This is a genomic window from Aeromonas sp. A600620 (assembly GCF_029479985.1).
In the GTDB taxonomy this organism is placed as follows: Bacteria; Pseudomonadota; Gammaproteobacteria; order Enterobacterales; family Aeromonadaceae; genus Aeromonas; species Aeromonas veronii_A.
The window spans coordinates 179,702-196,487 of the sequence record NZ_JAAKXB010000005.1 but is presented as its reverse complement, the minus strand read 5'-3'; the positions used below and the strand labels follow the sequence as shown (position 1 = coordinate 196,487).

At 57.5% G+C, this 16,786-nt stretch carries 17 protein-coding genes; 10 read left to right on the top strand and 7 right to left on the bottom strand.

What is annotated here, in order from left to right:
- Positions 1-72: 72 nt before the first annotated feature.
- The 4 genes from map (at position 73) to G5533_RS09050 (ending at position 5,108) form a co-directional block, all read left to right on the top strand.
- Positions 73-861: a type I methionyl aminopeptidase gene (gene map, locus G5533_RS09065; RefSeq protein WP_216951883.1), complete on the top strand. Its 789-nt coding sequence runs from the start codon at positions 73-75 to the stop codon at positions 859-861.
- Positions 862-947: 86 nt separating this feature from the next.
- Entirely contained in the window at positions 948-3,596 is a 2,649-nt protein-coding gene (gene glnD, locus G5533_RS09060; protein WP_441254708.1) for a bifunctional uridylyltransferase/uridylyl-removing protein GlnD, read from the top strand.
- A 174-nt stretch (positions 3,597-3,770) separates the two neighbouring features.
- Positions 3,771-4,598 carry a 2,3,4,5-tetrahydropyridine-2,6-dicarboxylate N-succinyltransferase gene (gene dapD / locus G5533_RS09055; protein WP_005338581.1) on the top strand — a complete coding sequence of 276 codons (828 nt, stop codon included), beginning with the start codon at positions 3,771-3,773 and terminating at the stop codon, positions 4,596-4,598.
- A gap of 126 nt (positions 4,599-4,724) precedes the next feature.
- Entirely contained in the window at positions 4,725-5,108 is a 384-nt protein-coding gene (locus G5533_RS09050) for a DUF3461 family protein (RefSeq protein ID WP_005338583.1), read from the top strand.
- A gap of 269 nt (positions 5,109-5,377) precedes the next feature.
- On the opposite strand, the gene ptsG is transcribed toward G5533_RS09050, so the two are convergent.
- From ptsG to G5533_RS09020, 6 genes are all read right to left on the bottom strand, one after another.
- Positions 5,378-6,808: a PTS glucose transporter subunit IIBC gene (gene ptsG / locus G5533_RS09045; RefSeq protein ID WP_005338586.1), complete on the bottom strand. Its 1,431-nt coding sequence runs from the start codon at positions 6,806-6,808 to the stop codon at positions 5,378-5,380.
- Between the two features lie 423 nt (positions 6,809-7,231).
- Complete coding sequence (locus tag G5533_RS09040; protein ID WP_216958954.1) at positions 7,232-8,203, bottom strand: MalM family protein; 972 nt, start codon at positions 8,201-8,203, stop codon at positions 7,232-7,234.
- A 91-nt stretch (positions 8,204-8,294) separates the two neighbouring features.
- On the bottom strand, positions 8,295-9,614 hold the full coding sequence (locus tag G5533_RS09035) for a maltoporin (protein ID WP_302054505.1): 1,320 nt from the start codon (positions 9,612-9,614) through the stop codon (positions 8,295-8,297).
- A 530-nt stretch (positions 9,615-10,144) separates the two neighbouring features.
- On the bottom strand, positions 10,145-10,585 hold the full coding sequence (locus G5533_RS09030; RefSeq protein ID WP_216951888.1) for a flavodoxin: 441 nt from the start codon (positions 10,583-10,585) through the stop codon (positions 10,145-10,147).
- A 90-nt stretch (positions 10,586-10,675) separates the two neighbouring features.
- The gene (gene truC, locus G5533_RS09025) at positions 10,676-11,449 is read right to left on the bottom strand and encodes a tRNA pseudouridine(65) synthase TruC (RefSeq protein WP_041202291.1); all 774 of its coding nucleotides are present in this window, start codon (positions 11,447-11,449) and stop codon (positions 10,676-10,678) included.
- Positions 11,446-11,781, bottom strand: coding sequence for a YqcC family protein (locus G5533_RS09020; RefSeq protein ID WP_005338596.1), 336 nt, complete (start codon positions 11,779-11,781; stop codon positions 11,446-11,448). The genes truC and G5533_RS09020 overlap by 4 nt, the downstream gene beginning before the upstream one ends.
- 276 nt (positions 11,782-12,057) lie before the next feature.
- On the opposite strand from G5533_RS09020, the gene G5533_RS09015 reads away from it, so the two are divergent.
- The 5 genes from G5533_RS09015 (at position 12,058) to G5533_RS08995 (ending at position 14,990) form a co-directional block, all read left to right on the top strand.
- Entirely contained in the window at positions 12,058-13,098 is a 1,041-nt protein-coding gene (locus tag G5533_RS09015; RefSeq protein ID WP_019445211.1) for a DUF3549 family protein, read from the top strand.
- 111 nt (positions 13,099-13,209) lie between these two features.
- A complete protein-coding gene (locus G5533_RS09010; protein WP_234603541.1) occupies positions 13,210-13,509 on the top strand; it encodes a DUF3301 domain-containing protein in 300 nt (99 codons plus the stop codon).
- Between the two features lie 74 nt (positions 13,510-13,583).
- Positions 13,584-13,820, top strand: a complete 237-nt coding sequence (locus G5533_RS09005; protein WP_005338602.1) for a DUF2789 family protein — start codon at positions 13,584-13,586, stop codon at positions 13,818-13,820.
- A gap of 84 nt (positions 13,821-13,904) precedes the next feature.
- Positions 13,905-14,201 carry a DNA-binding protein gene (locus G5533_RS09000; protein ID WP_005343755.1) on the top strand — a complete coding sequence of 99 codons (297 nt, stop codon included), beginning with the start codon at positions 13,905-13,907 and terminating at the stop codon, positions 14,199-14,201.
- A gap of 3 nt (positions 14,202-14,204) precedes the next feature.
- Positions 14,205-14,990, top strand: a complete 786-nt coding sequence (locus G5533_RS08995; protein WP_266134128.1) for a Zn-ribbon-containing protein — start codon at positions 14,205-14,207, stop codon at positions 14,988-14,990.
- 92 nt (positions 14,991-15,082) lie between these two features.
- On the opposite strand, the gene syd is transcribed toward G5533_RS08995, so the two are convergent.
- Positions 15,083-15,631, bottom strand: coding sequence for a SecY-interacting protein (syd, locus tag G5533_RS08990; RefSeq protein WP_158110989.1), 549 nt, complete (start codon positions 15,629-15,631; stop codon positions 15,083-15,085).
- Between the two features lie 204 nt (positions 15,632-15,835).
- Here syd and queF point away from each other — a divergent pair, with 204 nt between their 5' ends.
- Complete coding sequence (queF, locus tag G5533_RS08985) at positions 15,836-16,684, top strand: NADPH-dependent 7-cyano-7-deazaguanine reductase QueF (protein WP_421205921.1); 849 nt, start codon at positions 15,836-15,838, stop codon at positions 16,682-16,684.
- Positions 16,685-16,786 lie beyond the last annotated feature (102 nt).

The window sequence follows — 16,786 nt, the reverse complement described above, 5'->3', positions numbered from 1 at the left end:
AAACGCATCTATTTTTCATTACCTGATTGCCGGACATCGATAGATGCGCGATCAGGTCCCAAGAGAGATCCCATGTCCATTAAAATCAAGACACCGGAAGAGATTGAAAAGATGCGCGTTGCCGGCCAATTGGCCGCCGATGTGCTGGTCATGATTGCGCCCCATGTCAAAGCTGGCGTCACCACTGACGAACTGAACACCCTCTGCCACAACTATATTGTCGACGTGCAGCAGGCCATCCCGGCCCCGCTCAACTATCACGGTTTCCCGAAATCCATCTGTACCTCGGTGAACGATGTGATCTGCCACGGCATCCCGAACCACAAGAAGCTGCGTGATGGCGACATCATCAACCTGGATATCACCGTTATCAAGGATGGCTACCACGGCGATACCTCGGCTATGTTCATCGTGGGGGAAACCACCCCGCTGCGCCGCCAGCTCTGCAAGGTTGCGCAAGAGAGCCTCTACGCTGCCATCAAGAAGGTGCGTCCGGGTGCCTGCATCACCGAAATTGGCGCCGTGATCCAGCCCATCGTCGAGAAGGCCGGCTTCTCCGTGGTGCGTGACTACTGCGGCCACGGCATCGGTGCCGAGTTCCACGAAGAGCCGCAGATCCTGCACTACCGCAACAGTGGCAAGCTGGAGCTGAAAGCAGGCATGTGCTTCACCATCGAGCCGATGGTCAACAGCAAGAAGTATCACTGCAAGGTCAATCCGAAGGATGGCTGGACCGTGACCACCAAGGATGGCGGCGACTCCGCCCAGTGGGAGCACACCCTGCTGGTGACCGAGGATGGCTGCGAGGTGCTCACCCTGCGCCCCGATGACACTATCGACCGCTTCATCAAACACAGCTAACATCGAACCCCGGCCCTGAACTTCCAAAGCGCCGGGGTTTTTACTTCTGTTTCAGCCGTTTGCCTGCCACTTGCGTGTGAGATGCCATGGACGCCAGCCTGCTTTCCCCCCATTTGTTACCCGATGATCAGCTCACCCGCGACAACTGCAAAGAGTACCTGAGCCGCTTTCTCGGCTGGCTGCACGCCCGTTTTGATGCCGGCGACAACATTATCGAGCTGGTTGCCACCCGCTCCGAATACATGGATCAGTTGCTCTGCCGCCTGTGGCAGAAGTTTGGCTTCGACAAGAGCGACCTGACCCTGATCGCGGTGGGGGGCTATGGCCGCGGCGAGCTGCACCCCCACTCCGATATCGACCTGCTGATCCTCTATGACGGCGACGAACTGGACGAAGTGTTGGGACTACGCATTGGCGAGTTCATCACCCTGTTGTGGGATCTCAAGCTGGAGGTGGGTCAGGCGGTGCGCAACGTGGCGGAGTGTCTCGAGCAGGGGCGCGCCGATATTACGGTCGCCACCAACCTCATCGAGGCCCGCTACATCACAGGTCGCCAGGAGGGCTTTCGGCAACTGAAAGAGGCCACCGGCCCCCAGCACTTCTGGCCAAGTGAAGCCTTCTTTCGTGCCAAGCGCCAAGAGCAGGCGGAGCGGCACCAGCAGTTTCTCGGCACCGCCTACAAGCTGGAGCCGGATCTCAAGAGCAATCCGGGCGGCCTGCGCGACATTCAGACCCTCGCCTGGGTCGCCCGCCGCCACTTCGGCGCCACCACCTTGTTCGAGATGACCAGCCACGGCTTTCTCAATCGCGCCGAGTATCGCGAGCTGCTCGACTGCCAGAATTTTCTCTGGAAGGTGCGCTTTGCCCTGCACATGGCCATCAACAAGGGAGATAACCGCCTGCTGTTCGATCGCCAGCGCACCGTGGCCCAGATGCTGGGGTTCGAAGGGGAAGGCAACACCCCGGTCGAGCAGATGATGAAGCGCTTCTACCAGACGGTGCGGCGGGTCTCCGAGCTCAACGAGATGCTGCTGCAGCTGTTTGACGAGGCGATCCTCGGCAACACCGCCATGGATGTGCGCCGCCTCTCCGACGAGTTCCAGCTCCGTGGCCGCCTCATCGATGCGGTGGATGCGGAGCTGTTTAGCCGTGAACCGGTCGCTATCCTGCGCCTCTTCTATCAGATGGCCCAGCATCCCGAGATTGCGGGCATCCACTCGGCCACCCTGCGCCAGCTGCGCGAGGCACGCCGCAAACTCAACTGCTGGTTGCAGGACTTGCCCGACTGCCGTCGCCTCTTTATGGCGCTGCTGCGCCACCCCAACGGCATCGGCCTGCCGCTCACCCTGATGCACAAATACGGCATCCTCGCCGCCTATCTGCCGCAATGGAACCTCATCGTCGGCCAGATGCAGTTCGACATGTTCCACGCCTACACGGTGGATGAGCACACCCACCGGCTGCTCAAGAACATCCACCAGTTCCCCAATCCGGCCAGTCGCCAGAGCCACCCGCTCTGCCACGAGGTCTTCACCCGGCTGCGCAAACCGGAGCTGCTCAGCATCGCCGCCCTGTTCCACGATATAGCCAAGGGACGGCGTGGCGATCACTCGGAACTGGGCGCCGTCGATGCGCTGGAGTTCTGCCAGCTGCACGGTCTGGATCGCTACGAGAGCCGACTGGTCGCCTGGCTGGTGCGCCACCATCTGCTGATGTCGGTTACCGCCCAGCGCCGCGATATCTACGATCCCGACGTGGTCACCGACTTTGCCCAGAAGGTGCGCGACGAGCAGCATCTCGACCTGCTCTACTGCCTCACCGTGGCCGATATCTGCGCCACCAACGATACCCTGTGGAACGACTGGAAGGGCACCCTGCTGCGGGAGCTCTACTTCGCGACCCAGAAGGCGCTGCGCCAGGGGCTGGAGAATCCGCCCGACATGCGGCTGCGCATTCGAGAAAACCAGCGTCAGGCCAAGCAACTGCTGGCGCAACGGGATGTATCGGAAGAGGCGATCAACCAGCTCTGGGCCGATTTCAAGGCCGACTACTTCCTGCGCCACAGCCCGGAGCAGATCGCCTGGCACTGCCGCCACATCATCGAGCATGGCGACAATCCGGCACCGCTGGTGATCATCGGCAAACACCCGACCCGCGGCGGCAGCGAGGTGTTTATCTACTGCCGCGACACGCCGAATCTGTTTGCCACCGTGGCCTCGGCGCTGGATCAGAAGAACCTTAACATCCACGACGCCCAGATCATGAACTCGCGCAGCAACTATGTGCTCGATACCTTCGTGGTGCTGGAGCCGAGCGGCGAGCCCATCAGCCCCAACCGCACCGCCACCATCAAGAAGGCGCTGGAGAAAGCGCTGCAGGAGCCGGGCAAGCTGGTACTGCGCAGCAAGCCGTTGTCGCGCCGCCACCGCCAGTTCAGCGTACCGACCCGGGTAGTCTTCCTGCCCCGCTCTTCGCCCACTAAAGGGGAGAGCCGTCACACCCTGATGGAGCTGACTGCCCTCGATACCCCCGGCCTGCTGGCGCGGATCGGTGCGGTTTTCCAGCAGTGCGGACTGTCGCTACACGCCGCCAAAATCGCCACTTTCGGTGAGAGGGTCGAGGACTTTTTCAGCCTGACCAGCCTCGATGGCGAGCCATTGACCGCCGAGCAGCAAAAACAGCTGGAAGAGCGACTGGTACACCAGCTCAATCCCCAGCAGTCGGTACTGGATTAAGCGAAGAGTGATTCGAAAGAGGCTGATTGTCGGGCGTTTTTTGCCATACCAAACAACTGGTTGGCGCACACTGGATGAAGAAATGGCCGCTGGCCGGAAGAATTCCGGTCAACCCCTTAAAAACAGTCGGAAAAGTGTGATACAACAAACAGAATTTTTTAAAGGAAACCTGTCATGACCGAGTTGCAACAGATCATTGAAGCGGCCTTCGAGCGCCGCGACACCATTACTCCGGGCTCCGTGGATAGCGCCACCAAGTCCGCCATCCTGCAAGCCATCGACCTGCTGGACTCCGGCAAAGCACGGGTTGCCGAGAAGATCGCCGGTGAGTGGGTTGTCCATCAGTGGTTGAAGAAAGCGGTACTGCTCTACTTCCGCATCAACGACAACGGCATCATCAAGGGCGACGATGCCCAGTACTACGACAAGGTTCCCCTCAAGTTCTCCAACTATACCGCCGAGCAGTTCAAGGAAGCGGGTGTGCGCGTGGTGCCGCCGGCAACAGCTCGCAAAGGCTCCTTTATCGCCCCCAATACCGTGCTGATGCCCTCCTACGTCAACATCGGCGCCTTCGTTGACGAAGGTACCATGGTCGATACCTGGGCCACTGTCGGCTCTTGCGCCCAGATCGGTAAGAACGTCCACCTCTCCGGCGGCGTCGGCATCGGCGGCGTACTGGAGCCGCTGCAGGCCAACCCGACCATCATCGAAGACAACTGCTTTATCGGTGCCCGCTCCGAAGTGGTTGAAGGGGTGATCGTCGAGGAAGGTTCCGTCATCTCCATGGGCGTCTTCATCGGCCAGTCCACCCGCATCTATGACCGTGAAACCGGCGAGATCCACTACGGCCGCGTACCGGCTGGCTCCGTGGTCGTCTCCGGCTCCCTGCCCTCCAAGTGCGGTAAATACAGCCTCTACGCGGCGGTGATCGTCAAAAAGGTCGATGCAAAAACCCGTGCCAAAGTCGGCATCAACGCCCTGCTGCGCTCCATCGACGAGTAATCAGCATTGCTGTGATGAAAGGGCGCCTGATGGCGCCCTTTTCATTTTGGCGCCCCTGTCACAGGCAAGCCATGAGGCATCGGTTAAGATGGATGGGACAGGATCGTTTCAAACCGAGGAAGCCTGATGTACGAGAATCTGAAGAGCCTGGGGATCCAGGATCCCGCCTCCGTCGACAGCTATACCCTGCGCCAGGAGGCCAACCACGACATCCTCAAGATCTACTTCAAGAAGCAGAAAGGCGAGTTCTTCGCCAAGAGTGTCAAATTCAAGTATCCACGCCAGCGCAAGACCATGCTGGTCGATTCCGGTACCCATGAGTACAAGGATGTCACCGAGATCAACGCCAACCTCAAATATGTGGTGGATGAGCTGGACAACCTGACCCAGGGCGTCCATCAGCAGGCCGACCCGGACATCAAGCAAAAGATCCTGCGCGACCTGCGCCATCTGGAAAAAGTGGTACAAAACAAGATCAGCGAAATCGAACGGGATCTGGAGAAACTCTAACCCTCCCCCTCTTGCTTAAAGAGCGCCCAATGTGGCGCTCTTTTTATTGGCTGACTTTATATAGGTTTATCAGGTGATGACATGCGATAAGTCGAGCGAGGCACACCAGCGGTTGTGCCGACATAGGGCATCCCGTTACACATCGCATCTTGGGTAACGAGACTCCTGCCGAGTTCGACCTGCTGTGACTCGCACGATCCATAACCAGAAATAGCAAGAGGGAGGCTTTCGCCTCCCTCTTCAAACACGCTGATATTCAGGCAACAGGATTAGTTGCTCTTCATCCAGATGTCCATGTCGGTTTTCAGGTTGTCGGACTTGGTACCGAAGATGGCTTGAACGCCGGAACCAGCCACTACCACACCGGCAGCACCCAGTTTCTTCAGACCAGCCTGGTCAACCTTGGCAACATCTTTCACACCAACACGCAGACGGGTGATGCAGGCATCCAGAGAAGCGATGTTCTCTTTACCACCGAAGGCGGCAACCAGAGCAGCAGACATCTCGTCTTTGCCTTGGCCAACGGCCTCTTCAGCAGTCTCGTCTTCACGACCCGGGGTTTTCAGGTTCATGGCACGGATAACGAAGCTGAATACGACGTAGTAGATAGCCGCGTAAACCAGACCCAGACCAACCAGCAGCAGCATGTTGTCGGCACGCGGTGATTGCACCACGAAGTCGATGAAGCCGTTGGAGAAGGTGTGACCGTGTACGATACCCAGAGAGTTGGTCAGCACATAAGCCAGACCAGCCAGTACAGCGTGGATTGCGTACAGAACCGGAGCGATGAACAGGAAGGAGAATTCAATCGGCTCGGTGATACCGGTCAGGAAAGAGGTCAGGGCTGCAGAGGCCATGATACCAACGATCTTGGCGCGGTTTTCCGGCTTGGCAGCGTGAGCAATGGCGAACGCAGCAGCAGGCAGACCGAACATTTTGAACAGGTAGCCACCAGCCAGCTGACCAAAACCGTTACCGGCAGCGCGGGAAGCGTCATCAGCAGTCAGGAAGCAGGTCATGATACCGTGAACAGTTTCACCGGCACCGTTGACGCAGGTACCAGCCTGATAGAAGAACGGTACGTTCCAGATGTGGTGCAGACCGAACGGGATCAGGGAGCGCTCAACCACGCCGTAGATACCGAAGGCCAGTACCGGGTTCTGGTTGGCAGCCCAGTCAGAGAAGGCACCGATGGCACCACCCACTGGCGGCCAAATCACGGACAGGATCACACCCAGACCGATGGAGAGGAAACCGGTGATGATGGGTACGGCACGTTTGCCCGCGAAGAAGCCCAGGTACTCTGGCAGCTGGATCTTGTAGAAACGGTTGAACGCCCAGGCAGCGATACCACCGGCCAGGATACCACCCAGCACGCCGGTTTCGATGGTTTCAACACCCATCACAGGTGCCATGACCTTCAGGGTTGCGACCATGATGCCGTAGCCAACGATGGCTGACAGACCGGATACACCGTCGTTATTGGTAAAGCCCAGAGCAACACCCACTGCGAACAGCAGGGCCATCTGGCCAAATACGGAACCACCGGCTTGCTCCATTAATTGGGAGACAATTTCCGGCATCCAGCTGAAGTGGGCAGCACCCACCCCCAGCAGAATACCTGCGACTGGCAAGACTGATACTGGCAGCATCAGCGCCTTACCAACCTTTTGCAGATTAGAGAAAGCATTTTTGAACATTGTGTGCGCTCCTGAATGGATTGTCGTCCCTGAACGATCTATCTGGATGAAATAAGGACTGATTCATTCAGATATCTTCGAGTCGGGCTTGTTTATTTTGACCATCAGAATATAACCCAGCGGGTCATAAATTGCTGCTTTCGAAGGCGGGGGAATATTGAATTTGGAGGGAAGATCACAACTTGTTTAGCGGCTAAAAAACGCATCTAATAGAAATTAATAATCCGCATTATCACTCTATTACAAAGACATATAAATAGCAGTTTCACTTTGTATTTTAATAATGCCATTTACATCAAATAGCAACCCACTGTAACAGAATGTAACGGCGTGATTTTTATTTATTACAGTCTACCGATTAAAAAGGCCTCCAACAAGGGAGGCCTCAATAAATATATCTGACCAGCAAACGGTCGTATTACTCTATTGTTGCGAGCGCTTGACCGCATCAATAAACACGCTTTTTGCTTTGGTTGAACCAGCCCGCTCGGCCTCGTTCACCAGCTTCATCGCCTTGTCGATATCCCCCGCCTTGACTGCTTTTTCGATCTGGCTCTGATAGAAGGCTTCAGTTTCACTCAACATGGCAGGAGCAGGTTTGGCTGCGACCGCAGCTGTTGCAGTTGTGGTAACGGCTGCGGTAGTCGCTATCGCTGCAACCTGCTGACCCTGGCTCATAGCCACCTTGTCGGCATATTCGGGTTTGAATACCGCTTCAAGACCACTTCCACGGGCCATATCTTTGACTTTGATCTGCACCAAGCCCCACGGGGAGTGCGGGATCACCGGATCCTTGATATCAGGCTCAACGGTACCATTAGCACGAGCAAACGCTTTTGATGGATGCAGGATTGTTGTGCTGCCTGAGAGCTTATCCGCGGGCGCATAAACGATCATGTATGTTTCGCTGGCCGGGTTGCCAGGCATGCTGCGATCAACAAAAACACGCCCTTCAATACGGTCGTTATCGAGCAAGTGAGCAGGCTGATAGCTGAATACTGACTCACCCAGGACCCGAGTCACCTTGAACTCGGCATCCAGCATAATGACCTTGGGCACCATCACGGTTTTACTCACCTGTGATGCCAGGCTGATCGCCAGATTGCCGGTGTTGGTCGGCAAGCGATAAGCAGCAAAGTAACTCATCCCCTCATCAAACTGAAAAGTGGGTTGCTTGCCATCAATGGCCAGCAAGGTCTCACCTTCAGGCAAGGGGGCATAACTGAAATCTTTAAACGCCACACAGCAGCTTGAGGCTTTGGCCAACGCTTGCTTGGCTTGATCTGCATCGCTCAAGATCGAGCCATGTTCTTGCAGAGGAACAACCATGTTTCCGGCACAACCGGTTAATAGCGCAGTGATTACGGCTGCAATAGACATCTTTACCCGTTTCATTTTTCTTATCTCCATAATCCGGTGGCCGTGATCCGGCGAAACAAAACTGCCCCCATAAGGGGGCAGTCACTAACTTAACTTAAACTTTTGCTTACCACCAAGCTTCTGCTTGAACACCAAACTGGTAGGTGTCTTTGGAGGTATTGCCTTCGAAGACTTTCTTGTCTTCGTCGTTAGCCAGGTAGGAGGCGAACACACGGATTTCCGGACGGGCCCAGAAGCTGGAACCAGCAGACCAGGCTTGAGCCAGGGTCAGCTTGTAGCCGGCATCTTTGTCTTCGCTGCCATTGGTGGACTTGTTGTTGTCCTTGAAGTAACCGCCTTCAAAGATGGTCTTGTTGAAGTCATCCCACTTGTACATCGGGCGAACAACAACAGACATGGTTTCCCACTTGTCGTTGCCGTCCCACATTTCGTTGCCTACACCGTAAACCAGCTGGTGACCCATCTCCCAGGAGTTGCCCATCGGAACAACGCCCCAGTTGATGATACGGAAACCGTCAGCACCGTCTTTGGCTTCAGCGCCGTACCAGGAACCATCGCCATAGAAAGCCATGGTCTTGGAGTAACCTTCGGTACCGTATTGCAGCACGGTTTTGTTGAAACCACCGAGGATGCCAGCGGTCAGTTCAGCAGTCAGCATCACGCCATCTTGCGGATTCTTTTTCAGTGCTTTCTGATCGTTGGTCTCATTGACCAGAGCATAGTCAACGCCCAGTTCCAAGGACGCATCGGTCCACAGCGGGATGCCGGCATAACGCAGATCCAAGGTGTTAACGTTCAGATCTTCATTCTTCTGATAGGTCGGGTTACCGTTGCCATCCACTCCGGTTTGGGTGTACTGGCCAAACACATCGGCAGCGCTGCGATCGTTGCGTACCCATGCGAAAGATACTTTACCCGGACCAGCCTGGATGCCTTCGATACCAGCACCGGCACCGGAGATGTTCCAGTAGTAGAAGTCGGAGATGTGGATGTCATGGCGTTGATAGTAACGCTTACCAGCCCACAGGGTTGCTTCAGGAGCAAAGTTCAGCAAGCCTTTGGCTTGTACGTTGAACTGACGCAGAGCGAAGTCGGAATCACCATTGCACTGCTTGGCATCGAAGTTACAAACAGTACCGGTACCTTCCCAGTCGTTTGAACCGTTGGAAGCCATGGCAAACATGGAATCAACATAGAAAGTCTTGCCATCTTTGTTGAATACTTCCTGACCCAGTTGCACTTCACCGTAGGTATCATTTTCGTTACCAAGACGGCCAACTTTATTGACGTTGTATTTAACCATGTCGCCGTCGCCGGAAACACCGACGCCGGAACGGAAATAACCGTGGAAATCTACGGCAAAGGCGGCTTGGGAAGCCAGGGCGGCAGTAACAGCTGCTGCAATCGGGAGCCACTTCATTTTCATTGTCATATTCCTTATTTCCCGCAGTGAGGAGTGTGATCCTGAATATTCAACTTCTTATCACCATGTAATCCTGTTGGTGATAACCGAGGTTGATTATAGGGAGCGTATTTCACGACAAATATGAAGCGACTCACAAAATGGCGACAAATCGCTCGGCAAACGATCTCCACAACAACAACAAGTAAAAAAGCCATCAACTGCGCAATTAAAATCCAGAAAACAAGAAAAACACACAACAACAACAACTCTGAAAGCGTTATCATTAATTAATTCGCGATAGAACTAAAGTCATTATTTTACGTTCGAATGACAAAAACATGACTGAGATCGCTTTCAAGATGGAACTTTTATTTGGATGACGGGTCTGCGGTGCGCGTGAAACCATTACGGCAATGGAATGCTAAAAGGGGAAAATACCCCTCCGCCACCAGGGGAAATATGCGTTGCAGAGTGAGATGGTTTTTGTGCAAATAACAATCCCCTGCTACTTAAGGCTCAGGGGATTGATATGGCTCTATTCAAGAGAATATTCAGGGCTGAATATCCCACTTTTTCAGCCAGCTGAGTGCCACCTGTTCGGGTTCATCGTGCACGGTGGCATCCAGCTCCAGCGGGGAAATCACTCGCGTGGCCCCCAACTCTTGCAGCAATCCGTCCAGCCGACGGCCCGCGCCACAAAAATGGTCATAGCTGCTGTCCCCCATGGCAATCAGGGCATAACGCAATCCCTTAAGCCAAGGTGCCTTGTCGGCCAGCTCGCTGGCAAAAGGCTGCAGATTGGGTGGAATGTCCCCCTGCCCGGTGGTGGCACTGACCAGCAATAAAAAACGGCCGGGGTCTATGTCCGCCAGCCGTGCTTCTTCGTGCAGGGTACAGTGATGCCCCTTGCGTTCCAGCTCATCTGCCAAGGTCTCGGCCACCAGCATGGCTGCGCCGTAGACAGTTCCTACCACGATATCGATCTGCGCCATTCTCCTCTCCCTGCTTGAGTCACTCTTTTGAGCAACTCTATCAGCAAGCTGGCGTCAGATGCCACCGATTCAAGGCTGAGCATCAGGCGCTTAGTAGTCGCTCTCGCTGGCGGGCCAGCCCAGCTCGGCAAACAGGCGCAGCACATCCTGACCGAGTGGCGCCTGGATCCGCATCGGCACCTTGAGCACCGGATGGGTAAAGCTCAGGGTGCGGGCCACCAGCAGCAGCCGCTCGCAACCGAAGTGCTCGCGAAAGAAACGGTTGTGACGACCATCCCCGTGGGTGGTATCCCCGACGATGGGGTGGAACAGGTGATCCATATGGCGGCGCAACTGATGCTTGCGACCGGTCTTCGGGAACAATCTGACCAGACTGTAGCGACTGGTAGGGTGCTTCTTGGAGACCGCGTGGGGCAGCTCGACCTGATGCAGGCGACGGAAGGTGGTGACGGCATCCTGCGCCGGGCGATCCGGGTTGCTCATGGCATCGGCAATCTTGTCCAACTGCTCCTTGAGGGGATAGTCGATCACCCCCTGCTCGGGCGCCCAGCCACGCACCAATGCCAGATACTCCTTGTGTACCTGACGTTGGGTAAAGGCTTCAGTGAGTGCGCGGGCAATCACCGGATCGAGCGCAAACAGCAGCACGCCTGAGGTGGGACGGTCGAGGCGATGCACCGGATAGACATGGCGACCGCCGATGAGATCCCGGGTCATCTGCATGGCAAAACGGGTCTCGCCCTTGTCGAGCCAGCTGCGATGCACCAGCAGACCGGACGGCTTGTTGACCGCCACCAGCCACTCATCCTGATAGAGCAGGGTCAGCTTCAGGTCACTCTCTTCTCGGGTTTGATCTGGCATCATTGTTCTATCACTTTGCCGGAGAGCAGCAGATCGAAGCGGGCGATCAGGCGCAGCAGCGCTTCAGCTTCGGCCAGATCTTCTTTGTAGACTTCGCTGGCCATGGGATAAAGGGAGACGCTGGTGGGCAGCGGCGCCTGCAACATCACCAGCTGCTCCATGCGCGGGATCAGCACGAACTGCAGCCACTGATCAAAGCTCAGGGTATCGACACAAAAAGGCAGGGTGCTTGCCAGGGCTTCGTCACCGGGATGGTCAGCTTGCCAGCGCTCAAGGCGCTGCAACTCGGCGGTGAGTTCCCCCAACAGGCCAGCTACCAGCAAATATTGATTCATCTCGCTCTCTTCCTCATAACCACAGATTGATCCGCTGACCCGACAGGGTCAGCCAGGATGCCGATACATTCGGTCGCGCAGCACCGGCGATTAAGCCTGCTCGTCGACATACACGGCAGCCAGCGCGGCCTGCCGACTTTAAAAAAGGGCGATACTATACACCTCCCCCCGCATGGCTGCCATGTTGATATCTGCCGCAACGCGCGTCTGCTGCCACTGGCTATCCTCGGCAAGGGCCTTATAATCGGCCCGCATCACCATTAGCCGGATCTCACCATGTCTGCGACGCCTACTGCCATCAATACCTTGACCGAATTTCTGACTCAGGCTGGCACCCAGTTCCAGCTGTTTGACATGGGCCGCCAGGTGCGGCCACTGGCCAGCGACACCTTTGTGCGCATCGAACAGCAGCAAGAGCCCTACCCCTGGCCGCTGCAACAGCACGCCTGGTTGGGTGTGCACTTCTTCCAGCCGAGCGAGTCTCGCCACTACCTCTGGTTCCTCAAGTTTGCCCTCGATGAGCGCGGCCTGCTGATGTCAAATGGCCCCAAGCTGTTCATGGATCAGGTGGTGGAAACCCTGGGCTACAAGCTCACCGGCGATCTGGATGAAGAGAAGGCCCAGCGCTTGGCCGACAATCCCTACACCTTCCGCCCGGCGGAGGCAAAAATGGCCAGTCTGCACGCCAAGCTGGCGCGCCAGCTGGAGCAGGCCCCTTCCGCCTATTACGATGCCCTCTGCCACTATCTGGCCGCCCCCAACGACACCGGTTGGCAAACGCTGGGGCTGCAGGGCTTTGCCGATCTGGCCGAGCGACTCCATGATGAGCGCAATCTGGCGCTGATCTGCAAGGCGCTGCCCAAACTACCGCAAGAGCCGCTCTATGCACTCTGCCAGAGCCTTGAAAACGCCCCGCTGCCGCCGGCAGTACAAGGCGCCCTGCTCGAGCGGATCGGCAAGGAGCAGGAGTGCGCCGCCCCCAACCCGGAGACCCTGGCCTACCTCTGCCGCGCGATGGCCTCCTGTCCCGGCAGCTCTTTGCGCACCAACAAGCTGCTGACCCTGTTGCAAACCCAGCCGAGCCCGGCGCTGCTGCTCGCCATTGCTGGCCGGCTCTGGCCCGACCTGAAAGATGCCAATCTGCTCAGCCACTATCTGGAACAACTGGCACTGCAACCGACCCAGTTCTTCAATCAGGTTTTTGCCGAGTTGGTCACTTTACCGGCCCTGCGCAATGATATGCTGGCCAGACTGCGTGACCCCAACCGCAGCGATGCGCTGGGCAAGGCCATCGGCCGTCTGTTCGCCTCGGCCTGACCCCTCGCCTCACCCTCACGCCACGAGGCAACACGGCGGGAAATAGAAAAGGAGATCGGGAGTACCGAGCAGGACTCCCGGTTATCGACATCACGATAAGGAAGCCCGCCTATGGGAGAGATGCTCGGAATTTTGTTGCTGATTGCCGTAGCCGGCCTGTTCTGGCTGCAACGCCAACAGGCAGAAGTGGCCTGGCAATACATGCGCCGCTACTGCCAGCACCATGATCTGCAACTGCTGTCGCTGGCCCGCAACCGGCGGGAGCTGGCCCGCAATCCCCTGCGGCTGCTGACCCACTATCAGTTTGAATTCTCCAGCGATGGCGAGAGCCACTATCAGGGCACCCTCAAGATGCAGGGGCTGCACATCGTGGGCGTTGATCTGCCACCCCATCGCATCCCCTCTGCCTGATCCCCAATCTCGTCTCTGCGCCCGATGGCTGTGCCTGTCTATAATCTCAGGGATTAAACAAAGGGAGAGACGAGATGGAACCCCTTGTCCACGATCTGCCAGCCCTGTTTGCCCAGCTCGGGATGGCCAACGACGAGCTGAGCCTGCACCGCTTTGTGCACGACCATCACCTCGACAATGAAACCCTGCTGCCGGAGGCCGGTTTCTGGAATGCCGCCCAGGCCAGCTTCCTGCGCGATGCCCTGTGGAACGACTCCGACTGGTGCGAGGCGATCGACCAGCTCGATGTGATGCTGCGCCAGCCCCGCTAAGCCGCCCGCCCCTTTCCTCCCCTGCCGGCTTTGGTTAAGATCCCGCCCCGATATCGATCCCCCCTTCTCACCCAGAGCATGCTTATGTCCGCCCACGAGATCATCCGAATTGCCAACGAGCTGGCCGCCAAGGGCCTGACGCCCACCACTGCCATGATCAAGGCCCGCCTCACCCAGCCTGTGCCGATGGCCGAGCTGCTGAAAGTGCTGAGCCAGTGGAAGCAGCAGCCAGTTGCGACCGCCGAGAGCGAGATCCTGCCAGAGGCTGTGCCCCAGCCAGCGCCGGAGCTCACCCTGCAGCAACTCGCCGAACAGCTCGCACGCATCGAACAGAAGGTGGATCGCCTGACCGACCTGCTCCTCCAGCAGGGGCAAGGCTGAACCATGTATATCGTCGAACTCTGCTTTGAGTGTTACCGCGATACCTCCCTTGGCGACGCCGAGCGGGCCATCGTCAACTACCTCGACATGCTGCGTTATCAGGGCCAGATCCTCGGGCGGGAGTTCCCCACCAGCATGCACGACGGCTATTTCGTCAGTCGGGTGGTCTGCCCGGAGCAGGATAGCCTGCACCCCGACAACCAGAGCGATCAGGTCAAGCTGGCCGAACAGCAGCTCAATCAGGCCGGGCTGCTGGCGCCCAAACTCCAGCTGCAGGGGGCGGATCTGCTCTCCGACAGCACAGATCCTTGCGGCCAGCAGGGCGAGCGGCCGAGCTGGATGCTGCTCTACACCAGCTTCCTGCATACCTGCTCGCCGCTGCGCTGTGGCGACCACTTCGCCCCCATTCCGCTCTACCAACTGCCCGCGGTCGCCAACGGCGATCAGAAACAGATCATCAAGTGGCAGGAGGATTGGGAGGCGTGTGATCAGTTACAGATGAACGGCTCCATCGCCGAACATGCGGCGCTGCACGAAATCGGCGAAGTGGGCAGCCGCCTCTACCGGCGCGGCACCGATCTGGCCAAGCGGCTGGAAGTGCTGAGCGGCATCCCCACCTACTACTACCTCTATCGGGTGGGCGGGCTGAGCGCTGCCGAGGAGAAGGCGCGCCCCTGCCCCAGCTGTGGCGGTGAGTGGGCGCTGGCAGAGCCACTGCACGAGATCTTCGACTTCAAGTGCGACAGCTGCCGTCTGGTCTCCAACCTCTCCTGGGATTTCAAGGATTAAGCGCGTTCCCTGTACACGATGCCATAAAAAAGAGCCTTGCCGCATGGCAAGGCTCTTTTCGCTCCGATGAGTAACCTTGGCTCGAACAGGTGCTATTGCGGTAACGTCTCCAGCCGTTCCAAAAACGCTGGCAAGGAGGGCGCCAACGTCAGACGGCGACCAGAATCGAGCCACTCCAGCCACACCTGACCACTCTCGTTATCAAGGGAGATGAGCGTCATCTCGTTGCGGGTGGTGGCAATGAAGATGGAGGGGGTTCGTTTTAGCTTGCGCAGCATCAGCAGGTGGCCGATGAGGTTCTCCTTGAGCAGGTCGAGATCCGCCTCGTTCCACGGCAGGATCAGTTCAAGGCGCAACCCCTTGAAGAGGCAGGGGATGGGGCGGCTGAACCAGTGCCCGAACAGGGCAATGGCGCTGGGATGAATTGTCAGCTCAAGGGCATCGGCCATGGCCGTAAAATCGGCGGGCTCGGAGCGATGGTGAGGACGCCAGGCCACCCGACCATCGGCGGGCTCACCAAGCTGGCAGGGGGAACGCCAGTCCGCCTCCCACTCGCACAGGGGCAGGCCTCGTCTGGCCTCGCCATCCCGTTGCCAGCGGGCAAAAAAGTGCTCCAGGGCAGACAAAACTTGATCCGACATCGAAAATCCCCACAATTGCTGGCAAAGTCCGCTATTGCACCACCAAACCCGGTAACAGACAAGGTTGCCAGCCGACCTAGTGACCCGGGAAACAGAACCCGGGATACAGAGAGGCCGACGCCCAAGCCAAGCGGCTGCAACCATCCGGCCCTGCAATGGCCCGTTTCATTCCACTCATCATGAGCACATTACGTGAGCAACCCTGTGAGCAAACAAGATAGATACGCCGGGGCCAGCGCCCTGACCGGCCTGAGCCTGGGCCAGCAATCCGATTACATCAGCCAGTACACCCCCTCCCTGCTGCAGCCGGTTCCACGTAGCCTGAACCGGGATGATCTCCAGCTGGGCGATGACCTGCCCTTTAGCGGTTGCGATGTCTGGACCCTCTATGAGCTCTCTTGGCTCAATGCCAAGGGCAAGCCGATGGTGGCGGTGGGTGAAGTGGCCATTCCGGCCACCAGTGCGAACCTGATCGAATCCAAATCCTTCAAGCTCTACCTAAACTCCTTCAACCAGACCCGTTGCGACTCTATCGAGGCAGTCGCCGCCATGCTGACCAAGGATCTGAGTGCCTGTGCCGGTGAGACCGTCAAGGTGACCCTGTTCCCCCTCGACAAGGCGCCGCACCAGATTGCCCTGCTGCCCGGCGAGTGCATTGATGAGCAGGATATCGAGGTAGACAATTACGAGTTTGATGCGTCCCTGCTGCAAGGGGCGGTCGGCAGCGAGCAGGTTGAAGAGACTCTGCACAGCCACCTGCTCAAATCCAACTGCCTGGTCACCAGCCAGCCCGACTGGGGCTCCGTGGTAATCCGCTACAAGGGGCCGAAACTCGATCGGGAGAAGCTGCTGCGCTACCTCATCTCGTTCCGCCAACACAACGAGTTCCACGAGCAGTGCATCGAGCGGATCTTTATCGACCTCAAGCACTATTGCCAGCCTGAGCAGTTGACCGTCTATGCACGCTATACCCGCCGCGGCGGCCTCGACATCAACCCGTTCCGCTCCGATTTCGAAGCCGTGCCAACCAACCTGCGTCTGATCCGTCAATAAGAGCAGACGTTGATAAAGGGCTTCCCGGTATCACACCACAGCGCCCTGCTATCTCAACCCTGCTGGCGCCTTGATGCATCCGGCTACAAAGGAGCCTGAGCA